The sequence below is a fragment of the Paenibacillus sp. FSL F4-0097 genome (assembly GCF_038593125.1).
Lineage (GTDB): Bacteria > Bacillota > Bacilli > Paenibacillales > Paenibacillaceae > Paenibacillus_AQ > Paenibacillus_AQ odorifer.
Map to the genome: position 1 here is coordinate 3334968 of NZ_CP151965.1, position 21172 is coordinate 3356139.

A 21172-nucleotide genomic window follows, 5' to 3' on the forward strand; every position below is an offset into this window, starting at 1 on the left:
GCAATTATGATGTTACAAAATGGAAAAAGGATCTTGACAGAAATGGATTCTATCGTATACATTTGTATACATGAAGAACGCGTATACAATTGTATACACTACTGCAAAAGGAGGAAATAAAATGCGTGAAGGACATATCGGCAAACGTGGCGGTCATAGGGAGCATGGAGAACACAGAGATCGAGGCTTTATGAAACATGGGATGACAGAACAAATGGATCAACATCCTAAAAGTGCTCAAACTTTTCGCCGTGGCAGAGCCATCGCTTTTTTAGATAAGCTTATGGTTAACCGGGCTACATTACAGCGGCAGTTAAATCAGCCTGAGCTTGAATCGATTAAACAAGTGGTTAGCGGTGAATTAAAAGCAACGGAAGCGATCATTGAAGAGTTTAAACAAATCTTTCAGATTCATGAGATCGCTCCAGAAGATACAACATCAAATGTTAAAAAAGAGGAGAGTAAAGAAAAAGATGAAAATAACTGAGCTCATTAAAACCCGTAGAAGTATAAAACAATTCAAACAGACTCCAATAGGTGAAGAGGAGTTACATTCATGGCTGGAGGCTGCAAGTTACGCTCCTAATCATCGTATGACCGAACCTTGGGAGCTTCTTTTCATCGGACCCAATACTAGAGCGAAATTAAAACATAAGACGGATTTTGGCAACGCACCTGTTGTTTTTGCAGTTCTGTCTAAGCCTGCCGCAACTGCGTTTGAACGCGATGAGAATGTTATGGCTGCTGCTTGTTTCGTACAAAATTTCCTATTAGCTGCACATGAAGCAGGTGTAGGTACGTATTGGGCTTCGCTGGGGGCTTTGCCTCATAATCGTGAGATTCTTAATGTTCAAGAAAATTACGATGTTATTGGGATATTTGGAATGGGTTATCCGGAGGAAATGCCGAATGCGAAACCCAGAACACCGATTAGTTCTAAAATCACGTATTTATCTTAAACAATTGAAGGTGGCGGAATGTGGAAGCTTAAGCATTATTTGAGGCCATATTGGGTGTGGTGTGTGTTGGCACCATTGCTGATGTTGGTCGAAGTGACTATGGATTTACTGCAGCCCACGCTCATGGCGAGCATTGTGGATAAGGGTGTTATGACAAAAGATTTGTCTCATATTTTCTCGACCGGACTGATTATGCTTGGTGTAGCGTTTATCGGTCTAATTGGTGGGGTGGGCTGCACTATTTTTTCGAGTATTGCTTCTCAAAACTTCGGTAATGATTTGCGGATTAGCTTGTTTGAACATATTCAGAAATTTTCTAACAAGAACCTGGATCAATTGAAGACGGGCTCACTGATTACGCGATTAACAAATGATGTGGTGCAGCTGCAAACCTTTGTGCAAATGATTTTGAGGAGTATTCGATCTCCATTGCTATTAGTCGGAAGCTTGGTGATGGCCATCCGGATTAGTCCTATGCTGACCCTCATCCTAGCCGTTGCCGTGCCACTCTTGAGTTTAATATTGTATGGGTTAATCCGACTTTCTTTTCCTTTGTTTCAAAAAATGCAGGTCAAATTAGACGGTGTGAACATAGTGTTGCAGGAAAATTTATCCGGCATCCGTGTAGTCAAAGCATTCGTCCGCGCTAATCATGAACAGAAACGCTTTAATACAGCTAACAAGGATTATACAGAAATTGCGATAAGAGCGGTACGGTTAATGTCATTAAATATGCCGCTAATGATGCTTGTACTAAATGCCAGTATTGTTGCTGTACTATGGTTTGGGGGAGTGCAAAGCTGGAACGGTGGGCTGCCAGTTGGTCAGCTGATCGCTTTTATTAACTATATAACCCAATTGTTGATGTCAATGCTGATGTTAAGCAATATGTTGACCTTCTTCTCACGAGCCAAGGTTTCTGCCGATCGGGAGAATGAAGTATTTTCCACCATTAGTGAGATTACAGAAGTTGCCAACGCTAAAAAAGATGCCATACACAACGGTCGGATCGTATTTGACAATGTATCTTTTGCTTATGATCCTACGGATGAAAATCTAGTGTTAGACGGTATTAATTTCACTGCGGAGCCAGGAGAAACAGTCGCCATTCTTGGTGCCACCGGTACTGGTAAATCATCATTGGTCAGCCTTATTCCCCGGTTTTACGAAGTGTCCTCTGGCGCAATCACAATTGACGGCTCCGACACTCGTATGATTGCTCTGGAAGATTTGCGCAGCAGAATCGGATATGTTATGCAGCAGGCTATTCTGTTCAGCGGTACTATCCGCGATAATATCCGATATGGCAGACCGGATGCCACAGATGAGGATGTGGAAGAAGCAGCAATAGCCGCTGAAGCTCACAATTTCATTTTAGAACTTCCACAGGGTTACGATACAGAGCTCGGCCAGCGTGGCATTAACCTGTCCGGTGGGCAAAAGCAGCGGCTTTCGATTGCACGGGCACTTTTAATTCAGCCAACAATCCTCATTATGGATGACAGCACTAGTGCGCTCGATGCAGCGACAGAGTCACGAATCCGGCAGATGTTAAAAACACGGTTGCGCAGCAGCACGAATATTTTGATAGCTCAGCGTGTCACCTCTGTAATTGACGCTGATCGTATTCTGGTATTAGAAAACGGCCGAATTGCTGTACAAGGTACACATGATGGTCTTATGAATAGCAGTGAAATATACAGAGATATTTGGAGATCACAGATGAAGGGAGAGGAGGTGCCTTATGTCAAAGCTTAATAACGGCATGAACACCACTCCTTTTAATCGATCAGGAGGATTCGGACCGGGACCTGGATCTGGACCGGGATCTGCTCCCGGGCGCGGCGGAGCCGTGCCAATCGTACGCGCTAAGAATCAAGCGAGCACACTCAAACGCATCTGGACTTATTTGAACCGCCAGCGGTTCGGGTTAATCATTGTATATGTATTTACTGTGTTGAATGCAATCCTTTCGTTGATTGGGCCTTATCTAATCGGTAAAGCCATTGACACTGCCGTAATTCCCCACGATTATCAGGGTCTAATTCGCTTTTGTCTACTCCTAATTGGTATTTATGGGCTAAGCAGTGTGGTTGCTTGGGTGCAAGCCTATGTTATGACATCCGTTTCACAAAATACCGTATTCGAGCTGCGTCGTGATTTGTTCAGCAAATATCAACAGCTACCGATTAAGTTTTTTGACACGCAAGCTAACGGAGAACTAATGAGCCGGGCAACCAACGACATAGAGAGCGTATCCAGTACACTTAATCAGAGTGTGACCCAGTTATTAAACAGTTTGATCACACTAAGCGGTTCACTAGTGATCATGTTAATGATGAACGTTCCGTTGACCGTAGTTTCACTGATAACGATCCCTCTTGTGTTATTGTCCAGCCGTAAAATCATAGGTTTAAGTCGAACTTATTTTAAAAATCAGCAACGCCATTTAGGTGAGTTGGGTGGATTTATCGAAGAAACCATCAGCGGACAAAAAGTGGTCAAACAATACAGCAGGGAAGAGACAGAAGTGAAACGGTTCCGCAAAATCAGCGGAGAGCTGAATAAAGTCGGCGTTAAGGCACAAATTGTTTCCGGATTAGTGGGACCGGTTATGAACATGATTAATAACCTTGGATTTGCAATCATTGCCGGGGTGGGTGGCTGGATGGCTTTTCATAACATGGCTACGGTTGGTGTAATCGTTAGCTTCCTTACGTATTCCAAACAGTTCGGACGACCGATCTCCGATCTTGCTAACCAGTACAATCTAATTCAGTCGGCAATTGCTGGTGCGGAGCGAGTGTTTGAAGTCATGGATATGCCATCCGAATACGGTGACGGTGATGAACAAAGTGACGATCTGCCGAGGTTAAAAGGGAATGTTGTTTTCAAAGACGTTTTATTTGCTTACAAGCCGGATTCACCAATTCTGAGTGGGGTTACGTTTGAAGCAAAACCCGGAGAGAAAATTGCGCTTGTTGGCCCAACGGGTGCTGGGAAAACGACCATTGTGAACTTGCTGATCAGATTCTATGATTTGAGCGGCGGCTCCATATTCATTGATGGGCGCGAGATTGGAGAGCTGGATAAAAACGCACTTCGTAGTCAATTGGGAATGGTATTGCAAGACGCGCATGTATTCTCGGGTACGATTCGGGAAAATATTCGTTTTGGCCGTCTTGATGCGACAGACCAAGAGGTAGAGGAAGCGGCAAGATTGGCCAATGCAGATGCCTTTATCAATAGACTGCCGCATGGATATGAGACTATTCTCCATGCGGAAGGCAGTAATTTGAGCCACGGCCAGCGCCAGCTTTTAACGATTGCCCGCGCCATTCTAGCTGATCCAGCTATTTTGATCCTAGATGAGGCAACCAGCAGTGTGGATACGCGTACGGAAATGCATATTCAACAGGCGATGGAAAAGCTAATGAAGGGACGAACAAGCTTTGTGATCGCCCATAGGCTTAGTACCATCCAGGATGCTGATCGTATACTCGTTATTCAGGGTGGCGGAATTGCCGAGCAAGGCAGTCATAAAGAGCTTCTTGCGCTGCAAGGTGTTTATTACGAGCTGTACAATACCCAGTTCAAACGAGCGATTTAAAAGAATCTTTACTTGAACCGATAACATTTGTAAGTAGATGCTTTTATCGGACTCATCTGACCTTAAAGGCGAGATTTTCTGATTTTCAGAATGTTAAAGGACCCCACTGCAGCTATTGGGGTGAAGGAATAGCATCCCAGGGTCCGAAGTCCTTAAAAAGATGTGTAATCTATTGCGTAATTAATGCCCGATAAAAAAGAGCGACGATTCACCTATTATAGGAGAATCGCCGCTCTTTTTATAAATTCCTCTCTAATAACGTTCCGAGTTGTTCAGCCAAGACTTGATGTGCTACAGGTCTTTCATTCTTGAACCACCATTCCACTACCCCTGCATAAGCCGATGCAACAAAACTAATAATAACCTCTTCATTTAACCCTTGGTTTATTCCTGCGGTGACATTTACTTCATGCCGAAACTCATCGAGAAGAAAGCTTAAGAAACGATTTCGAAAATAAGGAGCACCTTTACTCGCTAACATCATAGAGAAGAAAGAAAAATTTTTATCGAAGTATTCCGTCCAGATCAACGTTGCCTCGATAAAATCCAATTCAGACGCCGATTCACAAAGTGCTCTTAGGACCTCTATATGTTCTTCGATAAGTTTATCTAACAAATCATATTTATCCAGATAATGAAGGTAGATCGTTCCCCGGCTTACATTTGCTGTGTCGGAGAGATCCTGTATGGTAATGTCGTCAAAATTTTTCTTAGTCATCAGTTCAATGACGGCCTTTTTAAGCGCATCTTGAGATTTGAGTATTCTTCTATCCACTTTAGACATTCGGGGTTCACCTTACTTTCTAAAAATAATAAACACATTTATAGGATCTGTTTAGTATTGAACAAAACAGACTCATCGTACAATTGAATGTATTCTGTAACTGTTTATAATAATAGATTATAGTCTATTAATAAATCAATATACAATATCGAAAGGGTGTTTTTTTACATGTCAAATATCAAAGATAAAGTCGTAATTATTACAGGTGCTTCTAGTGGGATTGGGGAAGCCGCCGCGAAAGAACTAGCCTCTAAAGGTGCTAAGCTTGTTCTAGCCGCTCGTCGTGAGGAACGTCTTCAAAAGCTTCAAGGAGAAATTGAACAAAGTGGTGGAACAGCCATCTACAAAGTGACAGATGTGACTTCCCAAGCACAAATGGAAGAACTGGCAGCTTATGCACTTAAAGAGTTTGGCAAAATTGATGTATTAGTTAATAATGCGGGAATCATGCCACAAGCTTTTCTTTTTAAGAAAATGGTGGATGAATGGGATCAAATGATTGACGTAAATATCAAAGGGGTTTTATATGCGATTGCAGCTGTTCTCCCATCAATGAGAGAGCAAAAATCTGGTCATATTATTAACTTATCATCGGTTGCTGGCCATAACATTTACCCAGGGGGTACAGTATATTGTGGCACCAAGCATGCGGTTAGAGCAATTTCTGAAGGGCTTCGTCAAGAAGAAGCGATGAGTGGAACCAATATTCGTGTTACCAATGTTTCTCCAGGAGCCGTCAGCAGCGAATTGTTAGATACTACCTCAGATGCAGAGTCAAAAGCTGGCTTGAATGAATTTTACAAAATAGCCATTGATGCAGACAGCATCGCTCGTGCCATCACATTTGCCATTGAGCAACCTTCAGATTTGGCTATCAATGAAATGATTATTCGCCCAACAGTTCAAGTAGGTTAAAAGGGGATCGTTATGGACAGGCCCTATATTATTTGCCATATGCTTATCTCATTGGATGGTAAAACCATCGGAGATTACTTGGATGAAGAACGGACTGCCTATTTTATTGATGAGTACGAAAACATTCATGATCGGTATGGATGTAAAGCTTGGATATGTGGCAGGATTACCATGGAGGAAAATTTTACGTTAGGCAATAAATTAGAATTAGAGCAGAGTAACACTTCAAGCATTCCTAGAACAGAATTTATCGCTCAAAATGATGCCTCAACATATGCAGTAGCTGTAGATCCCTCGGGAAAACTGGGCTGGACCAAAAACTACATTTCAGAAGGAAGTCACAATAGAACAGAGCATCATATCATTGAAGTGCTTACAGAACAGGTATCTGATGCTTATCTAGCTTATCTGAAAAATCTAGGAATCTCATATATATTCGGTGGAAAAGAACGATTGAATTTTTCTGTAGTCGTGAGAAAGCTGAAACAATTATTCTCAATCGATGAATTGATGCTGGAGGGTGGGGGCGTTTTAAACGGCTCTTTCCTGAATGAAGATTTAATTGATGAGTTGAGCTTGGTTATAGTTCCCATCGTAGATGGAGCCTCTAATTCTGTGACCTTATTTGAAATGGATTCATCTATGAAACAACAGCCCTCAGCAAATTTCAGCTTAAAAAGTGTAGAAAAACTTGCGGATGATGGGCTATGGTTGAAGTATGTAACACGGCGTGATTAAATCTATGTTTCTTAAAAAGCGCAAAGCAAAATATGCTTTGCGCTTTTTGAATTCGAGAAAGTAGTAAGCAAGCTTCTCATTCCAAGCCTGCCAGATGCATCGTTTGTTTCAGACGATCTACGTTCACATAGATGTCTTCCAGTCCTGGAAAACGAATCGCAGGATCTGCTACACCTTGCCCGTACACCATATAATATTCGAGATTATTATGGTTGCTGATCATCCAATAGGTTGGAACAACATGCTGGGCATGGAAAATTTCAATGACCTGTGTTCCAGGCTGGCAAAAAGCCAGATTAGCGAGTCCAGCACCATGCGGACCTACGATTACTTTCGCTGAGGCGAATAATTGGATTTGCTGGGCAACCGTCCAGTCTTCTAGACAAATCGGTACGATATTAAATTTCTCTAGGCAGCGGATGACATCATCTTCATTAACCAACCTTCTTGAGCTTGCTTTTTTTCGTGAGATATAAATTCGTTCTGGAGTGACTAGTGTTGTTTCTCTATGCGGTAACAAAAATCTCCGCAGTGTATCCGTGGTCCAAGGAGGATAATGTGAATTCATCATTAAGGAAGGGACAAGTAGCTGGTCAGCCTGAACATATGCTTCTGAATTCGTCCGGATCACCAATGACTCGGATATCCCAAGCATGGCCCACGTTTGTTCGACAAAGGGTCCATACGGATTTGGATTCATGATAATAGAGGAGTAAGTAATTCCACTCGATCGAAGCATCGCTAGCCTAGGGAGCACATCATACATCCAATGAAAATAGTTATGGGCTCCGCAAAATGTTAACACCGCCGCGGTCCCGGCAAAATGTTGAAGCTGAGGATCGTTCCACCGGTGAAACACTGGGTGCTCATCTGCTTCAAGCATCCTGTATTGTTCGGCATCATATTCTTGGGAAAGATCAAAGATCAATTTCCCTTCTGGTGTTAGAAGGGCACCAGATTCTCCCCATACCTTCCCTCTGGAAATGGTGGCTACGTATACGCCAAAGGGCTCTAAACAATAAGGTGTTAGTGCTGGAGCAATACTCGTTTCAATGCTTTTGGGCGCTCTGAACTCAGCCGCCCGTCCGAAGTCAAAAGGAACGACATTCCCAGCTTCCTTTGTACTGTTTTCGTTGTGGGAAGTAAAGTCCCAGATGCTTTGGTAATATCCTTGGGGTGGTACCCCTTGTGCAGAAAATAACATCATGTCACCTCATATTCCCAAGTAGAAGCGCAGAAACCTTATTAAGCTATTTTATGAAATGAAGATTCTTTGGACACAGGCTTACTCGGAAAGAGGTGGATGAACAAAGAAGACTTACGTGAGACTGAGCAGAAACAACTCATCGCACAGAAACAGATCAGATCCAAAAATCTAAATATGTGCGTTAACCTATGAAGAAATTGCGTTTCTGAAAAAGACATATGTTCCATTGTTGGTATGAATTAACTTATTAACTAATAAGCGACGAGCACGCTAACGCTGAATAGATAGTCGATGGATGCGATGTGTACCAACGTTTAACTGCATTTCGTACAACTATATTCCTTCAAATCACTCAGCTCGGGGATATAAGTGTACTTCGTACATCTATTTCCTTGATTTTCTACCCAATAGGTGGATTTGATCGTTTTTAGTTGTATAGAATGCAGTTAAAGTATGAAGGTTCTTTTTGCGTACGGAATAAGTGTATAGAATGCAGTTATCTCCCAGATTCGATTAAGACACAGAACTAAGAGAATACGGAGAGGGCATTCCGATCGGTTACATTCCAAGGTTTGCTATAAGCGATATGCGGACCATTAGTTTGTTTATATTCACTTGCCCATAATCTGATCAGGTAAGCTGGTTAATCCAAAAACACCAGACAGTAATTTTCCAACAATAGGAGAATCGCTGCCTGGTGTTCTTTTTTTACCCTCAAAGCTTGTTCCTATAGACCTTAGGTGACATCCCATAGATTTTGGTGAATTGGCGGGTAAAATAATTGCTATCACTAAACCCGCATTCATGTGAGATTTGGGTGATACTGAGGTTAGAATGCTTTAATAGTCCGCAAGCCCGTTCCAGACGTAAACGATGAAGATAAGCGATCGGGGTTGTCTGATAGTAGGAGCGAAAGATCCTGTTTAAGTGTCTGACTGAAATGTCCGAATGTTTGGCGATCTGATCCAGTGTTAAGGGCTCAAGATAACGATCTTCCATATATGAGAGTGCATTCGCCAAATGCATCAGATGGTTCCCTTGAATCCCTTTTTCCTGTTGGTCATAATGTCTGGACAAATAGACAACCAGTTCCATAAACTTGGAGCCCAGCATGGTCTGATAACCCTGTAGCTTGTTGTGATATTCTTCAATCATGCCCGCTATGAGAAAAGAGACATACTCCAGGTTAGGAATCGGCAAGCTGAGTTTGCTTGTGTAGGAATGTTTATGACGATACAGGGGTTCCAACACAAATAATGCTTGAAAGCCGTTGGATGTCCGCAAATCTGGCCCATCTGTCGATAGCATTTCAGGCTGAAACATAATATTGCAGATCTTGAAATCCTGAGGATCTTTAAAAGCATGCGGGGTCGAACCATTAATTACAAACACATTTCCCTTTTTGATAAAAGACTCCTCAGTATTAACAATATGTGTAGCTGTGCCACTCAATACAATTACGAGCTCTGAAAAGTCCGCATGTCTATGTAAATCGGTGTCTTTGTCGTGATAGCCGTATTGAATAAAAAATGGAAATTGACGATCAGATGTAAACCATTTTAAATAAAATTCACTCAACTCGTTACCCTCCAAAAGCTTGTCTAGATGAATGTCTATATCATGCTATTTTAGGACCGAATAATCAAGGCTTTCTATCCAGCTGAAGCAGTATAATCCTTGACATAGGTTTCAGTGATTAAGATAGAGAAGGAGAATACTACATGAAATATAACAATCCGATTATCCCGGGGTTTTATCCAGATCCAAGCATTTGCAGAGTAGACGAGGATTATTATCTGGTAAACAGTTCATTTGCCTATTCTCCGGGAATACCTATTTGGCACAGCAAGGATTTGGTGCATTGGAAGCAGCTTGGGTATTGTTTGACTCGTGAGAATCAGCTTCAATTTGATGAATCAGTGGTTTCCGGAGGTGTGTGGGCGCCGACTCTTCGATATTATAACGGTCGTTTTTATATGGTTACGACAAATCAGGATAGCGGAGGTCATTTCTACGTTTGGGCGGATGACCCGGCAGGTGAATGGTCGGATCCACTTTATGTGGAGCAGGAAGGTATTGATCCCTCCTTGTTTTTTGATGATGGAAAGGTTTATTTCACAAGCACAGGCTCCGAGCAAGGGATGGGGATCTACCAATGTGAGATTGATATTGAAACGGGCCATAAGCTTAGCGATACACGCTTGATCTGGACTGGCAGCGGAGGGAAATTCCCGGAGGGTCCACATCTTTACAAAATAAACGATTACTATTATTTGATGTGTGCAGAAGGTGGGACAGAATATGGACATATGGAGACTATTGCAAGAAGTAAATCGCCATATGGGCCTTATGAATCGTCTCCTCACAATCCGATTTTGACTCATCGAAGTTCAGATTACCCCATTAAAGCTACAGGACATGCCGATTTAGTTGAAGCACAGGATGGTAGCTGGTGGGCGGTATTTCTGGGGATTCGACCAGTAGGTTATCCTTACCGTCATCATCTTGGCAGAGAGACATATTTGGCTCCGGTTCAGTGGACGGAGGAGGGTTGGCCAATGATTGGGGATAACGGAGTGGTTGGATTAGAAATGGAAGCTGACCTGCCTTCACCAATGCCGTGGGAAGAAGAGCCTGAAACCGACGATTTTAATCAATCTGACCTAAGAATGAGCTGGAATTTCATTCGTAATGCTAATAAGGTGGATTGGTCATTGCAGGAACGGGGAGGGTGGCTAGCTTTACGTGGATCAGATGTGAGATTAAATGAGAAGGGAACGCCTGCTTTTATTGGCTGTAGACAGCGGCATTTGAATTGTGAAATTACCACCAAAATGGAATTTAGCCCTCTTGATGGTGACGAAGCTGGTCTTGTAGTTTTTATGGATCAGAAGTATCACTACGCAATTGGACTAACGCAGATGGAAGGTGAAAATGTTATTGCACTGCGCAGACAGGTAGGGAGCATAAGTGTTGCGGCATATTCTTCGCCTTTCGAAGGCGCAGGGGTAGAATTGAGAATCCAGGCATTACCTGAAAAATATATATTTTACTATCGAGGTGTGGATCAAATATGGCATCTGCTTGGCGAAGCCGAGACACACTTGATATCTACTGAAGTCGCAGGCGGATTTACTGGAGTATTTTTTGGTATGTATAACTACTCTCCTAATCAAACAACTGCTTATTATGATTGGTTTAGCTATCAAAAGAAATAAAAAGCGGTCGGCTACGTGTTCGTCAGAAAAAGCAGTGTTAGCTTGTGGAAAACACAAAGCAGCGATTCTCCAAGTATGGATGAATCGCTGCTTTGTGTTTTTTGGTTGTCGTTGGTTGTTTGCCTCAGCTTGTATTTATAAACCTCTTGGGCTTAAGGACTCAGAGGACGTTATTTGCGTATTTATCCCTTTTTGAGCTTAGTTTCGGACCCCATTGCAGCTATTACTTCGAAAGCGATTCAGATTGAGCGTTTTTTGAGCCAATAGCAGCTATGCGGTCCTTTAGCATCCCAAATGTGAGATATTACTGCGTTTAAGGTCCTCTGGGTCCGATAGTAATAAGCTCATTAGCGATAAACCCGATAGAATCAGCGTGTGCGCAAAGGTTACCTATACATGTTGGTGTTTAGCGGATAGTTCCCTATTATGAATGAAGCACGCTTTTATCCAATGAGCATATCTTCCTTCAAACGCTTGATGTCTGCTCTAGGTGGTGAACCGAACATCCGTGAATATTCGCGGCTGAATTGTGATGCACTTTCATAGCCAACGCGAAACGCGACATCCGCTGCATCCGCTGATTCAGATAATAAAAGGCGGCGAGCTTCCTGTAAGCGCAGATGCTTTTGAAACTGTATAGGACTCATGGCAGTTACCTCTTTGAAGTGTCTATGGAACGAAGAAATGCTCATACTGGCTGTTTCAGCAAGCTCTTCAATGCGCAAAGGTTTATCACAGTTCTCGATAATCTGTTCGATGGCCTCCCGAATGCGGTAGGTGCTGCTTCCTTCCATCGCAATCTGTGCGAGTGTAACTCCATATGGTCCCTGCAGAAGGCGGTATAGAATTTCATCAGTATAAATCGGAGCCAAAAACGGAATGTCCTTGGCATCATCCAGCAAACGTACCAATCTCAGGATCGCATCCAATAGTGATAACTCTATCTGCCCGACATACATAGCTCGCTTAGCATTTTCTTTCGGAGCGAGTTTAAATTCGGAATCATTTAGTACCTTCAATATCTGACTCTGCGTAAATTCTAGCTTAAAGCTTAAATAGGGTGCATTGGGAGAAGCTTTTATAATCTGACCGATAACCGGTAAATTCATTGATGATATTAGATAATTTGCGGGACCATACTCAAAACGGTCCTTGGCCAGTATGATCTCCTTTGTTCCTTGCGCAATGAAACATAAAGAAGGTTTGTATACTCTGTATACTGGCTCGGTCACGTTGGAGTTACGAATCACAAACAATGAGGGGATAGCGGTCTCATATACTCCATCCTGGCACGAATGATGTTCAATCAATCTGGCGAGTTCTTCTTTCCGCTCTAGTAATTCTTCAGACATGTGCTCCTCCTAATGTTTTATTCTTACTCAATTATAAAGTAAAAGCATCTTTTGTGTTAGTGCTAGTGAGAGGAATAGGCAATCATTTAAGATAATTGAGATAACGGTGTCAACTTCATACATCGCATAATTAGAACTAAGAAAGGGGTTTTGAAATTGAGCAATGTTTTGATCTTAGGCGCTAACGGTGGAATTGCTCGTCATGCGATTGATTTATTCTTGAACGAAACCGATGCTCAGTTAACTCTATATCTTCGCAACTCGGACAGATTAAGCTATATAACATCCAGCCGTGCTCGAGTAGTTGAAGGGGACGTTATGGATAGTGAGCAATTAAAAGAAGCGATGATCGGGCAAGATGTTGTTTATGCCAATCTGGCTGGTAATTTGGAAGGAATGTCTAGATCTATCGTAGAGGCAATGAATACAACTGGTCTTAAACGTTTGATTTTTATAAGCTCAATGGGCATTTACGATGAAGTTCCCGGAGAGAAGTACAGCAGTATATTGGATCCATATCGAAAATCAGTAGAAATCATTTGACTACGAAACAACTCAGAAAGGTGAACCTTTTAAAGGGAGAGAAGTGTCGCGAAAAAGTGTGGCTGCGTTAGTTGTTAAATTGGCCGAATCACCAGATATGGAAATTTGCCGCAGTTTAGGAGTTAACAAACCCAAAATCTAAAGGAGGCACAAGCTAATGGAATATATAAAACTTGGACGTACTGGTTTGGACGTATCTAGAATTTGTCTTGGCTGTATGAGTTACGGAGTACCTGAACGTGGAATGGCTCCGTGGTCGCTGAATGAGGAGCAGAGCAGACCTTTTATTAAAAGAGCACTGGAGCTTGGGATCAACTTCTTTGATACGGCTAATGTATACTCTGACGGAACTAGCGAAGAAATTGTCGGACGTGCCTTAAAAGAATTCTCTCGCCGGGATGAGGTAGTCATTGCGACAAAGGTGTTTTTCCGGATGCATCAGGGACCAAATGGGGCAGGACTTTCACGCAAAGCGATTATGACCGAAATAGACAACAGTCTAAGACGGCTGGGCACGGATTATGTGGACCTATACCAGATTCATCGTTGGGATAATGACACTCCTATCGAAGAGACCATGGAGGCACTCCATGACGTAGTAAAGGCAGGGAAAGTTAGATATATAGGAGCGTCCTCTATGTATGCATGGCAGTTCTTGCAGGCGCAGCATGTTGCTGAGCGAAATGGTTGGACTAAATTTGTCTCTATGCAAAATTACTTGAATCTACTCTACAGGGAAGAAGAACGGGAAATGTTGCCTCTTTGCCGGGAAGAAGGAATCGGTGTGATCCCATGGAGTCCGCTTGCTAAAGGCCGACTAACCCGTGATTGGAATGAACAAACAGCTCGTTCAGAGATAGACGAAGTCGGAAAGGCATTTTATGCAAAAATGGCTGAAGCTGACCGCAAGGTTGTTGAGGTAGTTGCCGAAATTGCGGCTAAGCGGGGGATTCCACGTGCACAAGTAGCGCTTGCTTGGGTTCTGCAAAAAAAGCCAGTAACATCGCCTATCATTGGTGCAACCAAACCTAATCATCTGGAGGACGCCGTTGCAGCGTTATTAGTGACGCTGGAGCCAAGTGATATAGCGAGACTAGAAGAGCCTTATGTGCCACACCCAGTTATAGGAAATCTAAGCTAGATAAAAAAGCGTGATGCCCTTTGGGATCGCGCCTTTTTTTATCTAAGTTAACTTTCATCTCTTATTTAGTGCCTTTAGAATCTTATCTTTAGTTTGGCTTAATCGTTGCTCAGCATCATGCGGGTGCAAGGGTTTGCTTAAATAGGTGAATAAGAAAACACATTCCAATCAATAAAAATGACATGTTAATTCTTCTTTAGCCAAGGTAATATGTATCCGACATGTGAGAGTGAATATAGAAAAGGAGGTGAACTCTTTATTATTAATTCCACGTTAAAGCATACGCACATGACTACTGAAATTGGTCAACCAGCTATCCTCAAGCCTAGGGAGGGTTATCCGACGGTTTCCTTCACATCGTGTGTTGACGGAAGGGTTGCCGGTGAATTGATTTTTGATAGAACGAAGCTGGTTGATAGTTTGCCTGAGACTCCTATGGTCAAAGACTCGTTAATGGAATGGACACCGTTAGGCACGGCAGAACAACTGGGTACTTATGAACTGCGAATGACCCTCAAGCAGGACGGAAAAGCTCCTCAGTATGACTCATATTATTTTACCGTGCTGGATCCAAAGAGCATCCCCGCGGGACAGAGCCCAATTGCTTTCCTTGGTAACGATGGAATGATGATGTATATCGGTGATTATCGAGGTAATCGGATCTTAGATTTTTCCAATGCGGGTTATAGGGGTGGCGGTGTTGAAATCCCGAATATCCCCGTTAAGTCGACCGTTCTACCCTTAGACGGAGACGCGACGGAACGTATTCAGGTTGCGATTGACCAGTTGGCCAAGCTCCCGCTCGATAAGAACGGATTCCGCGGAGCGATCCTGTTGAAAAAAGGCAGATATGAAATCGGAGGCACGTTATTCATTAAAGCAAGCGGGATCGTCCTTCGCGGCGAAGGTCAGGACAAAGAGGGCACAATTATCTATGGTACCGGAGCGAAACCACGAAATTTAATTGAAATTGGTGAAAATGCAGATCTTATGCTGGACAGCAACTCGAAACGGATGATTTCAGATTTGTATGTACCCTCAGGCTCGTGCACTTTCCATGTAGAAGACGGGAATGCTTATCGTGTAGGCGATCAGATCATAGTCCGCAGAATAGGTGATAAAAACTGGATTCACGAAATTGGCATGGATAACATATATAAGCGCCCGGGTGGAACCGTAACCCAATGGTCACCGTTCAATCTGGATTTTGACCGAGTCATCACTGCTATTGTAGGTAATGCGATTACGGTCGATGCCCCACTAGCGAATGCTATCGAACTTCAGTGGGGCGGCGGAGAGATCTATAAATATACAGACCATGCCCGCATTCAGCAGGTGGGGGTAGAGAATATGAGGGTAGAGTCCGATTTTGACCCGAGCATTATAGATATTAAGATGGATAACGATACAACGGATCCTTATTATGCGGACGAAAAGCATGCTGAGCGTTTTGTCGTATTCAACAGTGTGAAGAATGGCTGGGTTCGAGATGTGACGGGTTACCATCTGTCCTATTCTCTCGTTCAAATGAAGCGTTATTCCAAATGGATTACGGTTCAGGATTGTCAAATGTACGATATGATCAGTATGGTTACTGGGGGTCGCCGTTATGTCATACATCAGATGGGCCAGCTAAATCTCGCTCAACGTATTTATACAGAAACGGCGCGGCATGCTTTCACCGTCGATAGCTGGGTACCGGGGCCAAATGTATTTCTGGATGGGGAAGCTGTTAACAATTATAACACCAGTGAGCCTCATCATCGCTGGTCAGTCGGAGGCCTGTTCGATAATATCAAAGCTCCCATCTCTATTCGGGATAGGGCGTGGTTAGGCAGCGGACATGGCTGGGCAGGCGCGAATTATGTAACCTGGAATACGCAAGGAGAACTCACTTTACAGCGGCCACCAACCGCTCAAAACTACGCCATTGGCCATGTTGGTAGCAAGGTACCCGGACTGGTTCCTAACGATTATGATCCCCGGCCCCGTGAAGATGGATATTGGTGCAGTTGCGGTCAACATGTCGTCATTAATAGTCTCTACAAGCAGCAGCTGATGGAACGTTTAGGTCGAAATGCGCTCAGTAATATAAAAAAATAATTTACAGTAGGGTGCGGAATCTTCCGCATCCTTTTTAGTTTGGATCATAAAAAAACACAACCCCTAACAATCTATGCCATGGAGAGACATCAGAATCAAGAGTAGCATAAGAAGCGGAGTTACTGACGAATGATATGACCTGAAAATAGGAAAGGCCAGGTGAACAAGAGTTGAGTGAAAGAAGACGAGCGAAACAAGAGGTGGCATTACCGGCAACCATGCGGGAATCAGAACGTCTTCGATTATGGTATACAAGCCCGGCGTCAAATTGGAATGAGGCTCTTCCCATAGGAAACGGGCGCCTTGGGGCGATGGTGTCTGGTATGATCGGCCAAGATAAAATCCAGCTTAACGAAGATTCAATCTGGTACGGCGGCCCTGGACGCGCAGCTAATCCTGCAGCTCAGCCGTATTTGACGGAGATTCGGCAAATGCTGAAAGACGGCAGGCAGGCGGAGGCAGAACATTTGGCTCGAATGGCTATGACTGCTTCACCAAAATATGAACAGCCGTACCAGCCACTTGGCGATTTGATTTTGAAGTTTCTGGATTCCAGTGAGGTTATTGAAGAATACGAGCGGGAGCTCGATTTGGAGCAAGCGGTTGTTACGGTGTCGTACCGTTGTGGCGGGGTTCGCTATTACAGGCAATATTTTGTAAGTGAACCGGACGGTGTATTAGTAGTCCGATTGACAGCTGACAGACTTGGCAAGATCACGTTGGCTGCGAATCTTATGCGTCGTCCGTTCGATACCGGCTGTAGTACTGGTCCTGCAAACACAGTTCTAATGAATGGGGAATGCGGAGCGGATGGTGTTCGCTTTTGCACAGCACTAAGGGCAGTTCAACAAGGAGGCCGCCAGAGGCTCATAGGGGATTTCATCTCTATTGAGGGAGCAGACTCCGTCACCCTTATGCTGGCAGCGCAGAGTACCTTTCGTGTGGATCAACCTGAAAAAGCCTGTCTGGAGCAATTGGATCAAGCCACGGCTCAGTCTTTTGCAACTCTAATAAAGCGGCATAAGGAGGAATACAAGTCCCGGTTTGCTCGATTTTCAATCGATTTAACAAGGGATGGCGACCCGTACGCCGAGCTTCCTACCGATAAACGATTACTGCGGTTACAGCAAGCAAAAGATGAAAGAAGCAATTCCAATGAGTTTGGTGATCCAGGACTAGTTGCACTATATGTGCAGTATGGGCGCTACCTATTGCTTTCCAGTTCTCGACCAGGTACGTTGCCTGCTAATCTGCAAGGCATATGGAATGATAGCTTTACCCCGCCATGGGAATCAAAATATACAATTAATATTAACCTCCAGATGAATTACTGGCCTGCCGAAGTCCTAAATATGGCTGAATGCCATGAACCGCTGTTTGATCTGATCGAACGGATGCAGTTGAACGGTCAAGAAACGGCAAAAGAAATGTATGGCTGTCGCGGTTTTGTTGCTCATCATAACACTAACTTATGGGCGGAAACCCGACCTGAAGGCATCCTAATTACCTGTACGGTCTGGCCAATGGGTGCTGCTTGGTTATGCCTTCATTTGTGGGAACACTACCGGTTTGGACTGAACCTGTCTTTTCTCAAGGAAAGGGCCTATCCAGTGATGAAGGAAGCAGCGATTTTTCTGCTTGATTACATGGTAGAGGAGGGTGGTGTACGGATTACTGGGCCTTCGGTCTCCCCTGAAAACCGCTTCCTTCTTTCGGACGGAAGCAGCGGCAGCCTCTGTATGGGACCATCTATGGATTTGCAAATCGCATATGCAATGCTTTCCGCCTGTTCGGAAGCGGCATCAATAATTGGAGAAGCAGATACAATGTTTCTCTTTGAACTACATGAGACGCTTGAACACATTCCACAGCCGAGTGTGGGCAGTCATGGACAGATTAAGGAATGGCTGTTTGACTACGAAGAGCAAGACGCAGGTCACCGGCATATTTCTCAGTTGTTCGCATTACATCCGGGTGAACAGATTGACATGAGGCACACCCCTGAGCTTGCCGCAGCAGCCCGACGAACGCTTGAACGCCGTCTTGACGGAGGTGGAGGCCATACCGGCTGGAGCAGGGCATGGATCGTCAACTTTTATGCCCGTCTCGGTATGGGTGCGGAAGCCTACGAGCATTTACTTAATCTCTTAGCCTCCTCCACGTATTCGAATCTTTTAGACTGCCATCCACCCTTTCAAATAGACGGAAACTTTGGTGGAGCAGCAGGCGTAGCAGAAATGCTGCTGCAATCCCACCGAGGAGAACTTCGACTATTACCTGCCCTTCCTAAGGAGTGGGCTTCAGGCAGCATAAGGGGAATGAGAGCAAGAGGTGGTTTTACCGTTGATCTTTCTTGGAGCCAAGGAAAGCTTGATGAAGCGACGATTCACTCTACGTTAACCGCTGAATATCGAATTTGGTCTGCTGTTCCGCTTGATCTGCCAGAACAATCTCTTATTAGCGATGGTCAGGGATTTGAATATACTTTTTCTTCAGTTGCAGGGAAGTCCCGCAAGATTTGTGCACAATAGTCAATCGTAATAAAACACAGGCAAGCCGAAAAATCTCCATTTTGAAGACCTGGATATTGGATTAACATTAGCCATACAACAAAATCCAAACTGCAACCAAAGGAGCGATATTTATGCCACAACAAGTGCCAGCCGCATTGCCAGCGAGCAGGCCAGATCTTTCCCCATTCCAAAGAAGAATGACCAATTTGCGCAAATATAAGGCGCTATATCTCATTTCACTGCCGGGCATTATTTTTTTTATCGTATTTAAATACTTACCCTTGGCGGGTTCCATCATGGCCTTTCAAAACTACAACATATTCAAAGGTTTTACAGGCAGTCCTTGGGTTGGCCTTGATCAGTTCCGGCGGATGTTCACCTATCCAGAGTTTTTGAGAATTCTTGAAAATACTATCCTGATCGGCCTATATGATATGGTCTTTGCGTTTCCGGTTCCCATAATATTCGCCCTCCTTCTTAATGAAGTGAGAAAAGCTTTCTATAAACGGATTTTGCAGACCGTCGTTTATTTGCCCCATTTTCTCTCATGGGTCATTATTGGGGGGATTATGATCGGCATTTTGTCCCCAACGACAGGTATCGTGAACCAGATCTTAAATGCTTTTGGGCTCGACTCCGTTTATTTTCTGGGCGAGGACTCGTATATTCGTACCATCCTGGTTGGAACAGGCATATGGAAAGACAGTGGATGGGGAACTATTGTTTATTTAGCCGCACTCGCAGCTGTGAATCCCGAGCTGTATGAGGCGGCCCGGATTGACGGAGCAAATCGGTGGAAACAAACCTTATCCATTACGATCCCGACGATTTTGCCCACCATCATGATTATGTTCCTGCTTCATATCGGTAACTTCCTTGATTTTGGCTTCGAGCGAGTGTTTGTATTTATCAATTCGCTTAATGAGACCAATGGAGATATTCTCGATACGTATATATACCGAGTGGGTCTTATTGATCAGCAATACAGCTATACAACAGCTATAGGCCTCTTTAAATCGGTCGTCGGACTGTTGCTAGTCATGATCGGGAATACGCTTAGCAAAAAAGCATCAGGGGATGGACTTTACTAGAAAGGAGTCGAAGAGTAAATGAAAAATAAAGGTCGCCTGTTTGACGTTTTTAACTATATATTTCTGATGCTGGTCGGGTGCTTGATGATCTTCCCTCTGCTGCATGTGCTCGCCAAATCATTTAGCAGCACTCATGCCATTAATGCAGGCGAGGTTAAGCTATTCCCTGTAGATTGGACGCTTATGAATTATCAAGTTATTCTTGGGGATACCTCCATCTGGAGAGCTTTCATGGTAAGTATATTTATTACAGTTGTCGGAACAGTTATTAATCTGATTTTAACTGCATCACTGGCCTATCCTTTATCCAGATCCGAATATTCGATGCGCAAAGGAGTTCTGATTTTAATCCTAATTACGATGATATTTCACGCTCCGCTCATACCGAACTATATGGTCATCAAAAACTTGCACTTGATCGACTCTTTATGGGTATTAATCATCCCATCGGCCATCAGTGCATATAACCTGTTCATCATGCGTTCTTTTTTCTCAGCCCTGCCTACTGAACTGATAGACAGCGCGCGAATGGATGGAGCGGGAGAGCTGCGCACGATGTGGAGCGTCATCCTTCCTTTGTCCAAACCTGTTATGGCAACTATGGGCTTGTTCTACGCGGTATCCCATTGGAATTCTTATTCATCGGCGTTGTATTTTATCAATACACGAGCGCTTTATCCACTTCAGCTGCGGCTTCGGGAAATCGTACTGAGTAACGACCTTGGGCAAGCGGGCAGCTTATTAGAAAACGTAAATGAAGTATCTCCGGCAGGTGTGCAAATGGCAGTTATTGTCGTCTCCGTCATACCGATTATTATCGTGTATCCGTTTCTGCAAAAGTATTTTATCAAAGGGATGTTAATCGGATCTATTAAGTCTTAAATCAACCAGCTTGCATCATCCTTTAAAAGAAACAGCCATCTGCTTATCAAAATATGGTAAGATATAATCCAAACTCAAAAATGGAAGCGTTGCCAATGATCGCAACTTCAAATCAA

Annotated in this window: 16 protein-coding genes and 1 pseudogene; 13 read left to right on the plus strand and 4 right to left on the minus strand. The window is 43.7% G+C overall.

The annotated features are described in order from the left end of the window. Positions 1-121: 121 nt before the first annotated feature. Genes MHH86_RS15060 through MHH86_RS15075 form a run of 4 tightly spaced genes read left to right on the plus strand, consistent with a single transcriptional unit; the run spans position 122 to position 4569 of the window. Positions 122-487 carry a hypothetical protein gene (locus tag MHH86_RS15060; RefSeq protein ID WP_051490998.1) on the plus strand — a complete coding sequence of 122 codons (366 nt, stop codon included), beginning with the start codon at positions 122-124 and terminating at the stop codon, positions 485-487. Next, positions 474-959, plus strand: coding sequence for a nitroreductase (locus MHH86_RS15065; RefSeq protein WP_036677894.1), 486 nt, complete (start codon positions 474-476; stop codon positions 957-959). The genes MHH86_RS15060 and MHH86_RS15065 overlap by 14 nt, the downstream gene beginning before the upstream one ends. Positions 960-977: 18 nt before the next feature. Continuing rightward, positions 978-2717, plus strand: coding sequence for an ABC transporter ATP-binding protein (locus MHH86_RS15070; protein WP_076144162.1), 1740 nt, complete (start codon positions 978-980; stop codon positions 2715-2717). Beyond that, positions 2704-4569, plus strand: coding sequence for an ABC transporter ATP-binding protein (locus MHH86_RS15075; protein WP_076144160.1), 1866 nt, complete (start codon positions 2704-2706; stop codon positions 4567-4569). Before MHH86_RS15070 ends, MHH86_RS15075 begins: the two co-directional genes overlap by 14 nt. Positions 4570-4807: 238 nt before the next feature. Here MHH86_RS15075 and MHH86_RS15080 read toward each other — a convergent pair whose 3' ends face one another. Next, entirely contained in the window at positions 4808-5353 is a 546-nt protein-coding gene (locus MHH86_RS15080; protein WP_076144159.1) for a TetR/AcrR family transcriptional regulator, read from the minus strand. A gap of 168 nt (positions 5354-5521) precedes the next feature. Here MHH86_RS15080 and MHH86_RS15085 point away from each other — a divergent pair, with 168 nt between their 5' ends. Next, positions 5522-6268 carry an SDR family oxidoreductase gene (locus tag MHH86_RS15085; protein ID WP_076144157.1) on the plus strand — a complete coding sequence of 249 codons (747 nt, stop codon included), beginning with the start codon at positions 5522-5524 and terminating at the stop codon, positions 6266-6268. Between the two features lie 12 nt (positions 6269-6280). Next, positions 6281-7006, plus strand: coding sequence for a RibD family protein (locus tag MHH86_RS15090; RefSeq protein WP_076144156.1), 726 nt, complete (start codon positions 6281-6283; stop codon positions 7004-7006). 76 nt (positions 7007-7082) lie between these two features. On the opposite strand, the gene MHH86_RS15095 is transcribed toward MHH86_RS15090, so the two are convergent. Together MHH86_RS15095 and MHH86_RS15100 are read right to left on the minus strand one after the other, a co-directional pair. Next, entirely contained in the window at positions 7083-8213 is a 1131-nt protein-coding gene (locus MHH86_RS15095; protein ID WP_081390244.1) for a glycosyltransferase family 61 protein, read from the minus strand. Between the two features lie 714 nt (positions 8214-8927). Next, on the minus strand, positions 8928-9791 hold the full coding sequence (locus tag MHH86_RS15100; RefSeq protein WP_076144153.1) for an AraC family transcriptional regulator: 864 nt from the start codon (positions 9789-9791) through the stop codon (positions 8928-8930). Between the two features lie 143 nt (positions 9792-9934). Here MHH86_RS15100 and MHH86_RS15105 point away from each other — a divergent pair, with 143 nt between their 5' ends. Continuing rightward, positions 9935-11431, plus strand: coding sequence for a glycoside hydrolase family 43 protein (locus tag MHH86_RS15105; protein ID WP_076144151.1), 1497 nt, complete (start codon positions 9935-9937; stop codon positions 11429-11431). A 443-nt stretch (positions 11432-11874) separates the two neighbouring features. Here the strand turns inward: MHH86_RS15105 and MHH86_RS15110 are convergent, their stop codons facing one another. Then, positions 11875-12783, minus strand: a complete 909-nt coding sequence (locus MHH86_RS15110; RefSeq protein WP_076144149.1) for an AraC family transcriptional regulator — start codon at positions 12781-12783, stop codon at positions 11875-11877. Between the two features lie 156 nt (positions 12784-12939). On the opposite strand from MHH86_RS15110, the pseudogene MHH86_RS15115 reads away from it, so the two are divergent. The 6 genes and pseudogenes from MHH86_RS15115 (at position 12940) to MHH86_RS15140 (ending at position 21056) form a co-directional block, all read left to right on the plus strand. Further along, a pseudogene (locus MHH86_RS15115) lies at positions 12940-13468 on the plus strand (NAD(P)H-binding protein). A 15-nt stretch (positions 13469-13483) separates the two neighbouring features. Continuing rightward, the gene (locus MHH86_RS15120) at positions 13484-14467 is read left to right on the plus strand and encodes an aldo/keto reductase (RefSeq protein WP_038570987.1); all 984 of its coding nucleotides are present in this window, start codon (positions 13484-13486) and stop codon (positions 14465-14467) included. Positions 14468-14755: 288 nt separating this feature from the next. Beyond that, complete coding sequence (locus MHH86_RS15125) at positions 14756-16570, plus strand: hypothetical protein (RefSeq protein WP_143767718.1); 1815 nt, start codon at positions 14756-14758, stop codon at positions 16568-16570. Positions 16571-16740: 170 nt separating this feature from the next. Further along, entirely contained in the window at positions 16741-19101 is a 2361-nt protein-coding gene (locus MHH86_RS15130; RefSeq protein WP_244886486.1) for a glycoside hydrolase family 95 protein, read from the plus strand. A 179-nt stretch (positions 19102-19280) separates the two neighbouring features. After that, complete coding sequence (locus tag MHH86_RS15135; RefSeq protein ID WP_051491014.1) at positions 19281-20174, plus strand: ABC transporter permease subunit; 894 nt, start codon at positions 19281-19283, stop codon at positions 20172-20174. Positions 20175-20192: 18 nt separating this feature from the next. After that, a complete protein-coding gene (locus MHH86_RS15140; protein ID WP_038570993.1) occupies positions 20193-21056 on the plus strand; it encodes a carbohydrate ABC transporter permease in 864 nt (287 codons plus the stop codon). Positions 21057-21172: the final 116 nt, after the last annotated feature.